The sequence below is a fragment of the Amycolatopsis sp. lyj-84 genome (assembly GCF_046549075.1).
Classification (GTDB): domain Bacteria; phylum Actinomycetota; class Actinomycetes; order Mycobacteriales; family Pseudonocardiaceae; genus Amycolatopsis.
The window spans coordinates 197776-213215 of sequence record NZ_JAJPWO010000012.1 but is presented as its reverse complement, the minus strand read 5'-3'; the positions used below and the strand labels follow the sequence as shown (position 1 = coordinate 213215).

The 15440-nt window shown below is 69.8% G+C and carries 13 protein-coding genes; 6 read left to right on the top strand and 7 right to left on the bottom strand.

The genetic code is table 11. The features are described 5' to 3' along the window. The first annotated feature begins 67 nt into the window (after positions 1–67). Complete coding sequence (locus ACLJRM_RS32080) at positions 68–1759, top strand: hypothetical protein (RefSeq protein WP_410665178.1); 1692 nt, start codon at positions 68–70, stop codon at positions 1757–1759. Between the two features lie 3 nt (positions 1760–1762). After that, the gene (locus tag ACLJRM_RS32075) at positions 1763–1942 is read left to right on the top strand and encodes a hypothetical protein (RefSeq protein WP_101608693.1); all 180 of its coding nucleotides are present in this window, start codon (positions 1763–1765) and stop codon (positions 1940–1942) included. Between the two features lie 925 nt (positions 1943–2867). Here ACLJRM_RS32075 and ACLJRM_RS32070 read toward each other — a convergent pair. Then, positions 2868–4100 carry a glycosyltransferase family 4 protein gene (locus tag ACLJRM_RS32070; RefSeq protein ID WP_101613281.1) on the bottom strand — a complete coding sequence of 411 codons (1233 nt, stop codon included), beginning with the start codon at positions 4098–4100 and terminating at the stop codon, positions 2868–2870. A gap of 163 nt (positions 4101–4263) precedes the next feature. On the opposite strand from ACLJRM_RS32070, the gene ACLJRM_RS32065 reads away from it, so the two are divergent. Next, positions 4264–4959, top strand: coding sequence for a class I SAM-dependent methyltransferase (locus ACLJRM_RS32065; RefSeq protein WP_101608692.1), 696 nt, complete (start codon positions 4264–4266; stop codon positions 4957–4959). A 12-nt stretch (positions 4960–4971) separates the two neighbouring features. On the opposite strand, the gene ACLJRM_RS32060 is transcribed toward ACLJRM_RS32065, so the two are convergent. Then, entirely contained in the window at positions 4972–6006 is a 1035-nt protein-coding gene (locus ACLJRM_RS32060) for a DUF3068 domain-containing protein (protein ID WP_158255821.1), read from the bottom strand. Between the two features lie 236 nt (positions 6007–6242). Between ACLJRM_RS32060 and ACLJRM_RS32055 the strand changes: the two genes are divergently transcribed. Beyond that, positions 6243–6623, top strand: a complete 381-nt coding sequence (locus tag ACLJRM_RS32055; protein WP_101608690.1) for a hypothetical protein — start codon at positions 6243–6245, stop codon at positions 6621–6623. On the opposite strand, the gene ACLJRM_RS32050 is transcribed toward ACLJRM_RS32055, so the two are convergent. From ACLJRM_RS32050 to ACLJRM_RS32035, 4 genes are all read right to left on the bottom strand, one after another. After that, positions 6620–7798: a PucR family transcriptional regulator gene (locus ACLJRM_RS32050; protein ID WP_101608689.1), complete on the bottom strand. Its 1179-nt coding sequence runs from the start codon at positions 7796–7798 to the stop codon at positions 6620–6622. The two genes, ACLJRM_RS32055 and ACLJRM_RS32050, sit on opposite strands and share 4 nt — an antisense overlap. Before the next feature lie 145 nt (positions 7799–7943). Then, positions 7944–8714, bottom strand: a complete 771-nt coding sequence (locus tag ACLJRM_RS32045; RefSeq protein ID WP_101608688.1) for a hypothetical protein — start codon at positions 8712–8714, stop codon at positions 7944–7946. 94 nt (positions 8715–8808) lie between these two features. Next, on the bottom strand, positions 8809–9498 hold the full coding sequence (locus ACLJRM_RS32040) for a sigma-70 family RNA polymerase sigma factor (RefSeq protein WP_101608687.1): 690 nt from the start codon (positions 9496–9498) through the stop codon (positions 8809–8811). 144 nt (positions 9499–9642) lie between these two features. Continuing rightward, a complete protein-coding gene (locus tag ACLJRM_RS32035; protein WP_410665177.1) occupies positions 9643–10140 on the bottom strand; it encodes a hypothetical protein in 498 nt (165 codons plus the stop codon). A 199-nt stretch (positions 10141–10339) separates the two neighbouring features. Between ACLJRM_RS32035 and ACLJRM_RS32030 the strand changes: the two genes are divergently transcribed. Further along, a complete protein-coding gene (locus ACLJRM_RS32030) occupies positions 10340–11371 on the top strand; it encodes a hypothetical protein (RefSeq protein ID WP_101608685.1) in 1032 nt (343 codons plus the stop codon). Here ACLJRM_RS32030 and ACLJRM_RS32025 read toward each other — a convergent pair. Further along, positions 11368–12237, bottom strand: a complete 870-nt coding sequence (locus ACLJRM_RS32025; protein WP_410665176.1) for an alpha/beta fold hydrolase — start codon at positions 12235–12237, stop codon at positions 11368–11370. The two genes, ACLJRM_RS32030 and ACLJRM_RS32025, sit on opposite strands and share 4 nt — an antisense overlap. Positions 12238–12356: 119 nt before the next feature. On the opposite strand from ACLJRM_RS32025, the gene ACLJRM_RS32020 reads away from it, so the two are divergent. Then, positions 12357–15440 (top strand): BTAD domain-containing putative transcriptional regulator, encoded by a 3084-nt coding sequence (locus ACLJRM_RS32020; protein WP_410665217.1) that lies wholly within the window; start codon positions 12357–12359, stop codon positions 15438–15440.

Below are 15440 nucleotides of genomic sequence, written 5' to 3'. Positions count from 1 at the left end.
GCGTTCTCCTATTACCGACGAGTAATCAAGGGACCATAACCGCGATCGAGGCGGAAAGGAAAGGCCGTTGGGCGCACGTGGCGAACGTTCGGTCCTGGCCGCGGTGTCGGCGGGGCTGGCGTTGCTGGTGTTCCTGCCGGTGCTCGGACGCGGCTTCGTCCTGAGCTACGACATGGTGTTCGCCCAGCGTCAGTCGCTCGTCCCGGACGCGCTCGGGCTCGGTTCCGCGCTGCCGCGTTCGGTGCCCGCCGACACCGTGATCGCGCTCGCGACCGCGGTGGTTCCCGGCGACATCGTCCAGAAGATCGTGCTATTCCTCGCACTCTTCGGAGCGGCATACGGCGCGGCGCGGCTGGTGCCGACGGAGCAGCTCGGTACGCGGGTCGTCGCCGCCACCGGCTATGCGTGGACGGCCTATTTCGCGGAGCGGTTGTTCATCGGGCACTGGCCGCTCCTGCTCACCTACGCCTGCCTCCCGTGGATCGTGCGCGCCGCGCTTTCCCTGCGCGACAGCGAGCCGAGGGCACTCGCGCGAATGGTGCTGGCCTGCGCCCCCGCGGTGCTCACCCCGCCGGGCGGGATCTTGGCCGCGCTCACCGCGATCGTCGTGGCGGGACCTCGAAAAATCGCCCACACCATCGGTCTCGCCGTCGTGCTCAATCTTCCGTGGCTCGTGCCCACGCTCCTGCATGAAGGCGGCTCGCTGTCCGATCCTGCCGGGGTGGCCGCGTTCAGCGCCCGCGCGGAAAGCTGGGGCCCGGCGATCCTGAGCGTGCTCGGGCTCGGCGGCATCTGGAACGGCGACGTCGTCCCCGGGAGCCGGGGCGCGCCGATGGCCCCGGTGCTCATCCTCGTCATGGTCGCCGTGGCACTGGCCGGACTCCGCCCCCTGGCGCGAAGGTGGGGGACACCGCCGGCGAGAGCGTTGCTGGTGCTGGGAGTTCTCGGTGTCGTGCTCGCCGCGCTCGCGACACTGCCGTTCGGCGAACCCGTGCTGTCCTGGGCGATGGGACACGTTCCCGGCGCGGGGCTGCTGCGGGACGCGCAGAAATGGGTGGCCTGGTGGGCACTTCCCGTCGCGCTCGGATTCGCGCTCGCGGTGGAGGCCGCCGCTTCCCGGCTGCGGACCGGCGCGGCGCGCGTGGCGCTCGTCGTGGCCGCCGCGCTCTTCCCCCTGCTCACCATGCCTGATCTCGCTTGGGGCGGCTGGGGGAAGCTCGAAGCGGTGCGGTACCCGGAGGACTGGAACGCGGTCCACCGGGTGCTCGCGGAAGACGACAGGCCCGGCGACGTCGTCGCGCTGCCGCTGTCCACGTTCCGCAGGTTCGCTTGGAACGACCATCGGACACAGCTGGACCCGGCGCCGAGGGCATTGCCCGAAACCGTCCTCGCCGACGACACGTTGCGGGTCGGCGGCGAGGAGATCTCCGGCGAGGATTCCAGAATGGACCGTGTCCGCGCCGCGAAGTCGCCCGAAGACCTGGCGGCGGCGGGAATCGGCTGGATCCTGGTCGAACACGGGACGCCGGGACGGGTCGACCCGCGGTTGCTCACCGGCGCGGAACCGGTGTGGTCCGGTGACTGGCTCACGCTTTACCGCACTCCCGGTGTGCCCGTCGTGACCGAGACGAGAACACCGATCCCCGTGGTGCTGGCAAACGGAGTAGCGCTGCTCTCGATCGCCGCCGCACTGTTGTGCCTTAAGTTACCGGTGCGTACATTGAGCCGACGCAGGAATTCCCTGCTGCGGAAGGAGTAGGTCTTGGGCACCCTCATCGGCGCGGCCGCCGCCGTCATCATCGGGCTCGCAACGGCCGCGGGCGGGAGTTACGCGCTGACGAACTCCGCCGATCCGGACGCCGCACCCCAGGTGCAGGCGAAGATCAAGGAGCAGTTCAACCCGAACACGGGCCCCGAGAACGTCATTTACGGCAACCGCTGAGCCGGTGTCCCAGTTCGCCTCCGACCACGCGCAGCGCGTCGTCGGGCTCTACGGCGACCCCACCGTTTCCTGGAGCATCCTCCTGGAAGCGAAGCTGTCTTCGGTACTGACGCCGGAAAAAGCGCGGATGCGGCTGGCGGTCGCGGTCGAGGAGCGGCCCTGGCTCGGGGCCGCTCCCGACATCGACGCCGTTCCCGGCGAAGAACTCCCGGTGATTCGGGATCGTTTCGCCGAGGCGCCGTACGAACGCGGTGCGCCGCTGCTCCGCGTCGCTGTCGGCACCGACGAACCCGTAGTGCTGATCGCCGCGCATCACGGCGCGCTCGACGGCCTCGGCCTGCTCGCCGTCCTCGGACTCGCCCTCGACGTCCCGATCTCGTCCGCCGCCAAGGGAATCGGCGCGCGGACGGCGGATCGGTCATTCCTCACCTCGGCCGTCCAGAGAGTCGCTGAAGCGGTTTTCGCGCCTCCGGCGAGGATTACCCCGGAAAGGGCCGAAAGTGGCCCAGGGGACGTGTTCAGCGCCAGGATCCTCCCTCGCTCACGGCTCGGGTCCTCGGCTTTCGCGGCGGCGGCCGCCGACCTGACCGAGACGTGGAATACCCGGCACGGCGAGAAAACCGCCAGGGTGGTGGCCGCGGTCGGAGCGTCATGGCGAGGCGGCGCCGCGCCCGAACCCGAGCACGACAGTGCCTTCTTCCGCTTGCGGCTCGGCAAGAAGCCGGTCGCGGCCGAAGTGGGCGCGCTGCTGGCCGCCCAGCCGCCGGAACCCGATTTTCCCGCCCGCAGCAGCAGGATCGCCCGGCTGGGCACCCGGCTGCTGGCGAGCAGGCTCGGCTCGACCTACCTGGTTTCCAACCTCGGCATCGTTTCGGCGGCCGACGCGGTCACCTCGATCGCGTTCTACCCGGCGGCCAGCGGCCGCTCAGGCGTGGCGTTCGGCGCGGCGACCGTCGGGGACACGAGCACCGTCACCGTGCGCGCACGCCGCAAGGACTTCGACGACGCCGCCACGGCCGGGCTGGCCGACGGGATCGTCGAAGCCTTGCGGCGTCAGGACCCTGGGATGGGGGATGGCCACCCCGGCCACGTCGCGCACGAGTGATTCGAAGCGGTTCACGCTGTGTTCCCAGTCGAACAGGCCGGCCCAGGTGACGCCCGCCTTGCCCATCTCGTTCCGGCGTGCCCGGTCGGCGAGCAGTCCGTCCACCTTCGCGGTGAAATCGCCGAAGTCGTCGGCCAGCAGCCCGGTCTTGCCCTCCACGATGGATTCGGCCACCCCGCCCGCCGCCCGGTAGGCCACCGACGGCACGCCGTGCGCGGCGGCCTCCATGATGACGATGCCCCAGCCCTCCTTGACCGACGGGCACAGGTGCAGCCAGGACCGTTCCAGGATCTCGTGTTTCGCGGCCTCGTCCACCCAGCCGTGCAACCGCACGCGATCCTCGACACCGCGGTCACGGGCGTGCTCGCGCAGGACCTCTTCCCACGGCCCCTGTCCGACGACTTCGAGTCGCAGCGTCGGCCAGCGCCTCGCCAGTTCCGCGACGACGTCGATCGCGTGCTCGATCCGCTTGTGCGGCACCAGCCTGCTGACCGCGACCAGCGTCGGTTCCTTCTCCCGGACGGCCTTGCCGCGCGGGGGAGCGTCCAAACCGTTGGGCACCACGGTGACCCGGGATCCTTCGATGCCGAGGCCCGCGAGTTCGCCCTTGGTGATCTCGGAAACCGTGACGTAGCGGCAGTGCCGGAACAGCCACGGCGCGAGCCGGGACTCGATCCACCAGCCGATCCGGCCCACTGTCTCGCCGAGCGCGCTGATCCACTGTTCCTTGTGGACGTGGTGCACGAGCACGAGGACCGGGCAGCCCGCCACCAGCCTGGCGAAGAACGGCATCCCGTTCTGGACGTCGACCACGAGGTCCGCGTGCGCCTTCCGGATCGCCCGCAGCGCGTGGAGGTAGACGCCGAACTTGTTGCCACGGCGGCGATAGCGGACGCCGTCGCGCCACTCCCCGGCGTTCGCGCCCGGATAGGCCGCGCACTGGATCTCCACCCGGTACCCGGCCTTGGCGAGTCCCTCGGCCATCCGCTCGACGTACCTTTCGGAGCCGCCGCCTTCCGGATGGCCGGTGTCGCGCCAGTTGACGAGCAGCACACGTGGCCGTTCCATCGTGGTTCTCCCAACCTGTTAGCGACAATGCTAGGTTACCGGTGCGTACACGGTAGATGAATCATTCTCGGAAAGCGATGGTTCGATGGTCGGTAATCGGTCAGTGACACTCTCGGTGATGCCGCATCGCGCCACTTTGCGCAGATCCGTGACCTTGTTCCGTACTTTTCTCACCGAGCAGACCGATCCGGACGGTTTCTACTCGGTGCTCGCCGAGGACTCCGTCAGGCAATTGGCCCAGCACACTCCGTTGAACGGCCGCACCATCGCCGACGTCGGCGGCGGACCAGGCTATTTCTCGGACGCCTTCCGTGCCGCCGGCGCCACGTATCTCGGGATAGATCCCGACGTCGGCGAGCTGACGGCGCGGGGAGAGGCCGGTGAGAACATGGTCCGGGGCAGCGGGACGGAACTGCCGGTGCGCACCGGATCCGTGGACATCTGCTATTCCTCGAACGTGCTCGAACACGTTTCCGAACCCGAGGTCATGCTCGCCGAGATGTGCCGGGTGACCAAGCCCGGCGGGACGGTTTTCGCCTCGTTCACGCCGTGGTATTCACCGTGGGGCGGTCACGAGACGGCGCCGTGGCATTTTCTGGGTGGCTCCTACGCCCGGCGGCGTTATCTCGAAAAGAACGGGAAGGAGCCGAAGAACAAATTCGGGGAGAGCCTTTTCGCCTTTTCGGCCGGCGCGGCCATCCGGTGGGGGAAGGCCACGCCGCTCGCCGATCTCCAGGAGGTCTATCCGCGTTACCACCCCTCCTGGGCCCAGTGGATCGTGCGGGTTCCCGGCGTCCGGGAAGTCGCGTCGTGGAACTTGGTGATGGTGCTGCGCAAGCGCTAGTTGTTGCCAGTGCTAGTGGCGCGAAGGTGCGGGGCGGCGCTTCACCAGAAGGAAGACCCCGAGTGCGAGGAAGGCCGCCCCGCCGATCCCGAGCACGATCGGCCCGGTGCTCCCGATGAAGTCCAGCTTGCCCTTGTTCTCGCCGACCTGCTTGACCATCGCCTCGACGGTCGCCTCGGTGAAGGTCAGCTTGCCGTCGAAGACCACCGTGGGCGTGGGATTCGCGGCCGACCGGAGTTCCTGGTGCGACCGCTGCTCCTGCTTCACCTGGATCCCGGTCACCGGCTCGATCCAGCTGGTGACGGTGCCCTGGTAGAACTGCCCCGCCTCGACGGAGTCCCCGGTGGCGCCGATGAGTGAGCCGGGCACCTTCTTCGTCGAGATCTTCGTGTCGGGGATCTCCTGGACGAACTTGTAGACCTCGACGCCCTTGATGTCTTCGACGCCCTTGAACCGGGCCTGGACGGCGCGGCCGGTGTTGTCGTCGTAGACCTGGTAGTCCTTCTGCTCGGTGTCGAAGGGGAACTTGAAGTTCAGGCCGGGCTGCGGCTTGTACTCCTGGATCTCCTCGGGCTTCTCGTTCTCCTTCGCGGCCTTCTCCTTGAGCTTCGTGACGAAGCTTGAGTTGCGGGAGCACTTCGACTCCTGGTCGCCGCCCGGTGGCACGTAGCCCTCCGCGGTGCGGCGGTCGAAGCAGACCTGCCGTTTGCTCGCGCTGACCACGGTCTGGTCGCTGGTGTCTACGACCGAGACGGCCAGCAGCCACACCGCGACGTCCGTGCCCTCCCGCATCTCCGGCGGCGCGAAGTTCGCGATCACCCGGGCGGTCGCCTTCAGCTTGGCGTCGTCACGGATCTCGGTGACGGTCTTGCCGTCCTCGGTCTTCACTGCGAGCACCTTGGACGCGGTGCCTTCGAGGACCGACGTCGATTCCTGGTTCAGTGGCACTTTGGCGAGTTCGGGTTTCACGTAGGTCGGCAGCAACACCGCGCCGGCGATGGCGAACACCCCTAGTGCCAAGAAGATCAGGCTCAACGCACGTCGCAACGGTCCTCCTGGTGAGACCACGGAAAATCCACATTACCCATCGGTAATCGGTCGCCAGATAGTGGCTGGTGGACCGGTCAGCGTCAAAGGTGTGACCGACGGTCATAGGTACGCCGCAGGGCCGGAAGGCGGTACGGGTGCCGCCATTCGGCGCAGGCAGCCAAACATGTTTGTTCCCGGGAACAACGTGAGCGGGACCACCATCGGACGACTTCCGGTGCGTGGAAAGGAACTCTGTGCCGCAAGACCCGAACGATCCCCGCGCGCTGGACATCGGCGCGTACTCGGACTCCATCACCGACGTCGAACTCCGCGACGCTGTCGCGGACGTCGCCGCGTTGCTTTCGTTGCACGGCAACGTGATCCGCGACCTCGACGCCAGGAGATCACGGTGGCGTCCCGGACGGCGGTCCCCGCATCCGGACATCGTGCTGTCCGCGGCCGGGCGCCGTCCACAGTGGACGAGGTCCGCGAATCCCGAGGTGACCCTGCCGGTCGCCACGACCTCGCGCGGCCGCACGCTCGCGGTACGGCTCACCGCGCGGCCCGGTCTCGGGCACACGCTGCTGGACCTCGCGAGGATCATCGACGCCGACATGGCGCCGGACAGGCGCTAGCGCGCGTCGTCCGCCAGCCGGACCGCCTCCAGCGCGACGTAGAGCTCGCCGACGTCGACCGGGTCGGACAGGTCGCGCCTGGTCAGTTCCTGCACCCGGCGCAGCCGGTAACGGACCGTGTTCGGGTGGACGATCAGCCTGTCCGCGGCCTCCTTCGCCGAGCCGTGCCCGGCGAACCACGCGACCAGCGTGTCGAGCAGGACGTGCCGTTCGGCCTGGGGGAGCACCAGGATCCCGGTGAGCACCGAGCGCACGACATCCCGCGACATCGCGGGCGCGCTCGCGACCAGCGTGGTGACCGGCGAGTCGCCGAAGACGGCGACGCCGGTGGTGCCGGTGGACAGCGACCGGCGGGCGATCCGGGCCCGGTGCACCGCGTCCGGCACTTCGAGGAAGCCGTTGAACGGCCTGCTCATCCCCACCGCCAGCGGCAGGGCGCCCAGTACGTCGCGCAGCCGCCGGACGTCCTCGACGCGGTCGATCACGACCAGCCCGGTTTCCGCACCCGGCCGCCACGCCGACTTCCAGCGCCGCGCCCGCAGCAGTGCCTCGACGCCGGGGCGCTCCTTCGGTTCGACGGCTTCGGTCACGACGGCGACGAACGTGCCCGCGGCCGGGAGATCGAGTTCCTTCGCGGCGTTCTCGAGCTCGGCCTGGGTGGCGAACCGGCCCTGCAGCAGCCCGTCGAGCAGGGCGAGCTTCTCGTGGGAAAGTTCGGCGGCGACCTCGCTGTACGCGGTGGTCAGCGCGTCGGAGTAGAGGTCGATGGTCTTCCATACGTTGGAGTTGATCTCCACCGTGCGGGCGGGGTTGATGAAGCCAGGGCCCGCCAGTTCCAGCAGGCGCTCGTAGACGAAGATCCCGCCGATGCGGAACGCGCGGAGCACGGACGGCAGCGGGATACCCTGCCGGGCCTGCGCCAGACCGGTCTTGCGGGCCGCGTCGAGCGGGAGCCCCCGGCCTTCCACGAGCGCTGTCAGCGCCCGCTCGAGATTCGCGCGGCAGACCTTGCGCAGCTCGTCCGGCGCGGTGCTGTCCACCTGGTGGTAGAACTCGTCCTCGTCGCTGAGCAGCCGGGCGAGGCGGTCGCTGAACTCGGGCAGCCGGGTGAGCATCGCCTGCATGAGCACACGCTGCTCCCGGGGTGCGGGAGTAGCGAGAGCCTCGGTGCCCATCCGTCAACTCTAACCCGACGGAGTGGCCGATTTTTATCACGATGCGACGAAAGGGCTGTTTCCGGTGCTGGGCGCGCCTGACAAGAAGGAACGCCGCCGGACGAAGACCTCTTCGTCCGGCGGCGCCCCCAGGTGGCCCGGGTGATCAGTGGTTGATCTTGAACCAGGGCTGCGACCAGCCGAGATAGGTGTAGTTCCACTTGCTCTTGATCTGCGCGATCGTGGTCTCGGTGAAGCTGCCGGGGCCGTTGATGTCGTTCGACAGGAACTTGCCGTCGCCGATGGAGATCATCGTGTGCCCGGTGCCGCCGTTGCTGAAGAAGGCGAGCCCGCCCGCGGGGACCTGGGTGTCACCCGGGTGCTTGTACGAACCCGGGAGCTGGGTCCAGTGGACGTAGGCCGTCTCCGAGCCGCTCGCGGTCCAGCCGTAGGCCCACGAGTTGATCCGGTCGCACCAGCGGTAGTAGTCCGGGTCGTTGTTGGTGTGCACGTGTGCCTTGGCCCACGCGACGGCTTGCGCGCAGGTCCTCGGGTTGCCGGTGCCCGCGGTCGAGCAGGAGAGGGTGCTGCCCGCGCAGTTCGGGGCGACCCGGCCGTCCGAACCGGTGTAGACGTAGGCGTCGCTGATGTAACCGCCCTTGGACGGCACGTAGTCCCAGATGTCGGTGGTGCCGTACTTCCCGGTCACCGTCGAGCCGTTCGTCTGGCAGTCGATGGTGACGGCGGTGCCGCTCGCGACCGTGCCGACCGCGCTCCCGCCCGTGCTCGGGGTCGACCGGACGGTCACGGCGACGCCGGAGTCGGTGTTCACCGTGCCCGTCGCCGCCAGCGCCTCGCCCGCTCCGCCGAGCATGATCGCCCCGGCCATCGCGATCGCGCTCATGGCGCCGCCGACGATCCTCGATCGGATCTTCATTGCTGTCCTCCAGTGGTTTCCCCAGATAGGTGGACAGGATGCAAGATCCCCGTACAAGTGGCGTACAAGAAACGACGGTCCGAAGTGGACGGTTCTATACCGGGACGAGCTCCGGTACTGCCACCTCTTCGAGTTCCGGGACAGCTGGCGCGTAACGGGCATTCCGCTCGGTGAGCAGGGCGCGCAACCTGGTCAGCGCCCGGTACTGGGCCGCGCGGACCGCGCCGGCGCTCGGCAGGCCGAGGCGTTCGGCCGTCTCCTCGGCCGAAAGGCCGAACACGAACCGGAGGGCGAGGACCTGCCGGTGCGGCATCGGCAACCTGGCCAGCAGGACGCCGGCCTGCATCCGGTGCTCCAGCCGTTCGATCTCGTCCGGGTCACGGCGGATCCACCGGGTCAAGCCGTCGTCGATCTCCGCGACGGCGGCGACCGGTTCGCGAGCGCGGCGCCGGTGGAAATCGGCCACCTTGTGCCCGGCGATCCCGAAGGCGAAGGCGAGGAACCCGTCCGGGCGGTACCGGTAGCGGGGCAAAGCGATCAAGACGGCCTGAAGCACCTCCTGCGCGCAGTCCTGTGCGTCGCAGGCGCCCGTTCCGGTGCTCCCGAGTCTCCGGGCGCAGTAGTGGAACACGTGCGGGGAAAGGAAACGGGCCAACTCCCGGACCGCGTCCGGATCACCCGCGACGGCCGCCCGGACCAGCCTGCTCTCCGGGTTGGGCAGCAGCCCCGCCGTGGCGGCCGCTCGGGAGTCCGCGGGTATCGTCGAGGGCGCTACCTCGTCCAAGTCTGCACTCCTGGTTCAGGGGAACTGGTCACCAAGGTGCGCCCGTCATCGGGGACTGGGACTTCGTGCGCGGTTGTCCAGCCTGCCGCGCCGCGCTGGGGTTGTCCACATGTTCGGCGGGAAGTCATCCGAACCGCGCAATGTCTACTGTGGACGCTGGGGCTGCGATCCCTTGAGGCAGGAAAGCACCGGGGGATAGGCCGTGGTGTCGGTGCTGAGGAAGTCCGATGTCCAGACCAGGCAGTGCGCGAGCACCCGGATCCGGCGGTCGAGGTCGGCGTTTGCGCAGGCCGCCCCGATCTGGTCGGCGCAGGTGTCCCGATCGTCGCGGACGCTGGCGGCGATGGCGCGGACGATCGCGGCCACGCCCGGGTCCAGTTTGTCGGGCCGGACGGTCAGGCCCGCGGGATCCCGCAAGCGCAAGGTGAACGGTTCACGGATCCGCAGCGAACGACGGCGATCCTTGGCGGCCAGGGAGAAGGTGTCGACCAGCCGCCCGACGACGTCTCCGAGCGCCGGTCCTTCCCGGGTGGGCGAGGCGGTGGACATCAGGGCGGCGGCGAGCCGGTCTGCCTCGCCGGATCTGGTGAGGGAAAGGAGATCGCGGGCGACGGTGTGCGCGCGTCTGGGACTGGGTTTCATGTCGGGGCCCCTCGTTTGTCCTGCCGACAACCGATACCCCGCGGGAAGGAGGCTAAACATGAAGGTATGTCGGATTGGGGCGGCCGGGGGCGCGGATTGCGCCGTTCGGCCCAGTCCGGGGGCGATCGGACGGTTCTGTAACGGCGAGCGACCGGGGGACGACGCCTGGTAGGACCGGTCGTCGGACGGGCGGAGGGGCATGCTGTCGAGTCTTCTCCCGGGACTGCGGGAACTCCGGGCGCCGCTCGCCGCGGGCTACGTCTGGCTTCTCGGGCTCTGGCTCGTCTTCCGGCCCGGCCTGCCCCCGCCCGGTCAGGCGTCCGGCGTCTACCGGGACCTGCTGGATCTGGGTTCCTGGTCGGGCAAGGCCGCGGTCTTCGCGGCCGCCACCTTCGCCGCGTATCTCCTCGGGACGATGTCCCTTGCTATCACCCATTGGCTCGACACGATCGTGACCCCGTTGTTCCGCCGGTCGAAACTCCAGGGAATCGCCTGGCTGGAGCCGAAATACCGGGGCAGGCGGCTGATCCTGCGCGCGCTGCGGGACGCCGTGCTCAACAAGCTGTCGGACCGGTTCCTCACCGACGAGGCCTTCCGCGACAAGGTGCTGTCCCACGTCAGCGGGCTTCAGGATTTCGCGCGGCGGGCAGGACAGGAACTGCCGGAGATCGTCGCCGGGGTGCGCGGTGGCGACCACCGGCGACGGGCCATGGACGACTACCTCCACCGCTGGCACCTCCTCGGCACCGTCGTCCGGCTCGACGCCTACGTCGAATCGGCCAAAGAGGATCTGGACTACGTCGGGCCGCGGCTGCTCGGAAGAGAGGACCAGCTCTACGGCGAATACGATCGGCAGAACGCCGAAGGATCGTTGCGCATCGGTCTTTTCCTGCCGCTCGCGTTCCTCGTCGCCGTCCTCGCCCTGCGAGTGAGCCCCTGGTGCCTGCCCGCCCTGATCGTGCCCGTGACATTGCTCTACCTCGGCTCGTCGTCGTGGGCGGCGGCCGAGCAGAACCTTGCCGTGGCGCTCGCCGCGGAACGGGTCGAAAGCCCGACGCTGGAACTGCTCAAGTCGGCCGACGTCGAGTTCGTTCCCTTCGAGTTGCTGGTGCTGGGGCGGGTGGTGCCGGGTTATTCCGCCGGTTACCCGAACGCCCGCGCGCCCAGGGAAACGCAAGGACGCATCGCGACCGTCGCACCGAGCAAGTCCATGCCGAAACCCAAGTTCTAGCGCGTCAGCAGTTCCCGCAGTGCCTTCACCACCTCCGACGGTGATTCCTCGGCCATGAAGTGGCCCGTGGTGACCGTCCGGTGGTCCAGGTCCGTCGCCCACGCCTCCCAGAGCGCGACGGCGTCGTAGCCGAGCGCGGCGCCCCAGTCCTGCTGGAGCACGGTGAGCGGCATGGCGAGCCGGTTGCCCGCTTCGCGATCGGCGGTGTCGTGCTCGACGTCGATCGTCGCCGACGCGCGATAGTCGGCGACGATCGAGGTCACCGCGTTCCGTGACGCCTCCAGATACGCGGCCCGGACGTCGGCCGGGATCGCGTCGCCCGGCCGCGTCCACGCGTCGAGGAAGTGGCCGAAGAACGCGTCGGGCGCGGCGCTGATCAGCTGTTCCGGCAGGCCGGGCGGCTGAGCCATCAGGTAGAGGTGAAAGCCGACCGCGGCGCGGGTGCCGTGCAGCACGTCCCACATGTCCAGGGTCGGCAGCACGTCGAGGATCGCGAGGTGGCTCACCTCGTCCGGGTGGTCGAGCCCGGCCCGCAGGGCCACCAGCGCGCCCCGGTCGTGCCCGGCGAGGGCGAACCGGTCGTGGCCGAAGGCCTTCGCGACGGCGACGACGTCAGCCGCCATCGAGCGCTTCGAGTAGGTCTCGCCGGTGTCGGCCGGCTTGTCGCTTTCGCCGTATCCCCGCAGGTCAGGGCAGATGACGGTGTGGTCCGCCGCCAGATCCGCCGCCACGTGCCGCCACATGAGGTGGGTCTGGGGGAAACCGTGCAGCAGCACGATCGGGCTGCCTGTCCCGGCGACGGCGACGTCGAGTGTCACGTCCTCGGCCACGGGGACGCGCTGGTAGTCGAATCCGGTGATGCGCATGGGTGCCTTCCTGGTCGTTTCCGTCGACCACGAGCGTCCCGGGCCCGAATCAGCACCCGGTCAGCGACGGCCGAGCGTCCGGGGCACGATGATCACCGTCGGTGAACGAGGAGGTGGCGATGCGGTTCGGGGTGCTCGGCCCGCTCGTGGCCGAGGACGAGCGGGGCGACGTCGGGCTCAACGGCCCGCGGCACCGGGCGGTGCTGGCGAGGCTGCTGATCGCCCGCGGCCGGGTCGTGCCGGTGGAACGCCTGGTCGACGACCTGTGGGAGCGTCCGCCCGAAGGCGCCGTCGGCGCTGTCCAGACGTTCGTCGGTGCCCTGCGCCGCGCACTGGAACCGGATCGTGCGCCCCGCGAGCCGGCGCGGCTGCTCGTCACGGTCGGCCGCGGCTACGCCCTGCGCGCGGACTCCGTCGACGCCTGGGATTTCGAGGCCGCTGTCACCACGGTCCGTGAACTGGTCGATGCCCATCGCGCGGACGCCGCACTGTCGCAAGTGGACACCGCGCTCGCGCTTTGGCGCGGGCCCGCGTATGCCGGGTTCGCCGACGAGGGCTGGGCCCGCGGCGAGGTCTCCCGGCTGACCGAACTCCGGCTGCTGGCGGAGGAACTCCGCGCCGAGGCCCTCCTCGCGCTCGGGAGGGCCGCCGAGGCGATCCCCGAGCTGGAGTCACGGGTTCGCGAAAACCCGTTGCGGGAAAACGGTTCCCGGTTGCTCGCGCTGGCGCTCTACCGATCCGGGCGGCAGAGTGACGCGCTGGCCGTGCTGCGCACCACGCGCGCGCTGCTCGCCAACGAACTCGGCCTCGACCCGGGCGCGGGCCTGCGTGACCTGGAAGCCGGCATCCTGGCGCAGGCGCCCCGGCTGGCGCCGCCCGTGCCCAAGATCGCCGAACGGCCGCTGATCGGCCGCGCCACGGAGCTGGCGAGGCTCGACGAAGCCGCGACACGGTCGAGGCTGGTGCTCATCTCCGGGGACGCAGGCGTCGGGAAGACCGCGCTCGCCGAAGCGTTCTCCGCTCGCCTGGCCGCGCAGGGCTGGGCCACGGCCTGGGGGAGCAATCCCGACGACGAGGGCCTGCCACCCGCCTACGCGTGGAGCCGGATCCTGACCACGCTCGCCGACGCCGGGTACGGCGCCGCGCCGACGGCGGGTCCGGTGACCGGGGATCCCATGACCGCGCGACGGCGATGGCATCGCGCGGTCGCGTCCTCTCTGGCCGGCGCCGCGCCTCTGCTGCTCGTCCTCGACGACCTGCACTGGGCGGGTGAGGAGACACTGGCGTTGCTGACGTCGGTACTCGCCGAGCCGGTGCTGATCGTCGCGACCTACCGCGGGACCGATCCGTCCGCCCCCTTGACGGAATTCCTCGGCAGGGCAGCGCGTGTGGAGCCGACGCGGATCTACCTCGGTGGCCTGCCCGAGACCGACGTCGCTGGCCTGGTCCGCGTCACGACCGGGGAGGAGATCGATCCGGAAACCGCCGCGGTGATCCACCGGCGCAGCGGCGGGAACGCCTTCTTCGTCCGCGAACTCGCCCGCCTGCTGTCCTCCGAAGGTCCAGCCGCCCTGGACGCTGTTCCACCGGGAGTACGCGACGTCGTCCGGCACCGGGTGGAGGTGTTGCCGGACACCGCCCGTGAGGTGGTGCGCCGGGCCGCGGTGATCGGCACGGACGTCGATCTCCGCCTGCTCGAAGCCCTGTCGGGGAAAACCGCGCTCGACGCGACCGAAATCGCGGTCCAGCACGGATTCCTGACCGAAACGGGGCCGCATCGGTTCCGGTTCTCGCACGCTCTCGTCCGGGACACGCTCTACCACGATCTTTCCCGGTCCCGCTGTGCCCGCGAGCACGGCAAGATCGCCGAAGCGCTGGAGAGCCTTCGCCCGGACGACGTCGATGCCTTGGCGCACCATTACGTGCTGTCCGAGGAACACGCGGGACGCGCCGCGCACTACGCGAAAGCCGCCGCGGAGAACGCTGAAAGCCGTTTCGCGCAGGCGGAAGCGGCGAGACTCTGGGACGCCGCGCTCACCGCGTACGACCGCTCCGGTGCCACCGACGCGGCGGAGCGCCTGGAGCTGATCATGGGCAAGGCCCGCGCGTCGGCCGTGTCCGGCGGCCTCGGCCAGTCCCGGCGGCATCGGGCCGAAGCGCTGGAACTGGCGGAAAAGCTCGACGATCCGCTCCTGACCGCGCGCGTGATCGGCGCCTTCGACATCCCCGCCATCTGGACCGAAAGCGACGATCCCGCACTGGCATCCCGGATCGCGGCCGCCGTCGAACGGACCCTCGCCGCGTTGCCCGAGGAACGGACGGCGGAGCGTTGCCGTCTGCTGGCCACGCTCGCCGTCGAACTGCGGAACGCGGGCGGGCGACGAGCTCGCGAGGCCGCGCGAGAAGCCGAGACGCTCGCACGGCGGCTCGACGACCCGGCGCTGCTGGCCTTCGCGCTCAACGCCCGGTTCCTGCAGTCCTTCGATCGCGCCGGGCTCGCGTCCCGGCGGGCCGGGATCGGCACGGAACTGGTCGATCTCGCCTCGCGGCACCGGCTGGTGACGTTCGAGGTGCTCGGACATCTCGTGCTGGTCCAGGCGAAGAGCGCGCTCGCGGATTTCGCGGCCGCGGACCGGCATGCCGAGTCAGCGGACGAACTCGGGGAGAAGTACGGCCTTCCGCTCGTCGCCGTGTTCACCCGGTGGTATCGCGCGATGCGGACCGCGACGACCGGTCCCGGCGGGGAAGCCGCCTATCGCGCCGCGGCCGCCGGGCTCGCCGGAACGGCCATGTCCGGAGTGGACAACGGGATCCTCGCCCTCGCCCTGTTCTGCGACCGGATTCAGCGAGGCTTGCCGCGAAAAGCGACCGAAGAGAGCTACGGCGCCTACGAAAGCTGGTGCCGCCCGGTGCACCCGATCCCGGATTCGCCCCGGGACCTGTTGTACGAGGCCCGCACCTGCCTCCACGCCGTCGTCGCGATCGAAACCGGTGACCGGACGCTGATGGACCGCCTGTACGCCGAACTCCTGCCCGCCGCCGAAGAGATCGCCGGAGCTGGGAGCGGGATGCTCACCCTCCGCCCGGTCGCCCGCTACCTCGGTGACCTCGCCACCGCTCTGGGCCGCCACGACGCGGCCGCCGCGCACTACCGGCAGGCGCACGCCATCGCGGTCGAAGCCGGTTCACCGCACTGGGGCTAG

Coding starts and splice junctions, on each gene's coding strand:
- ACLJRM_RS32045 (WP_101608688.1), bottom strand. CDS start 8,714: ATGAAGATCCGATCGAGGATCGTCGGCGGCGCCATGAGCGCGATCGCG.
- ACLJRM_RS32025 (WP_410665176.1), bottom strand. CDS start 12,237: ATGCGCATCACCGGATTCGACTACCAGCGCGTCCCCGTGGCCGAGGAC.
- ACLJRM_RS32020 (WP_410665217.1), top strand. CDS start 12,357: ATGCGGTTCGGGGTGCTCGGCCCGCTCGTGGCCGAGGACGAGCGGGGC.
- ACLJRM_RS32050 (WP_101608689.1), bottom strand. CDS start 7,798: ATGGGCACCGAGGCTCTCGCTACTCCCGCACCCCGGGAGCAGCGTGTG.
- ACLJRM_RS32030 (WP_101608685.1), top strand. CDS start 10,340: ATGCTGTCGAGTCTTCTCCCGGGACTGCGGGAACTCCGGGCGCCGCTC.
- ACLJRM_RS32035 (WP_410665177.1), bottom strand. CDS start 10,140: ATGAAACCCAGTCCCAGACGCGCGCACACCGTCGCCCGCGATCTCCTT.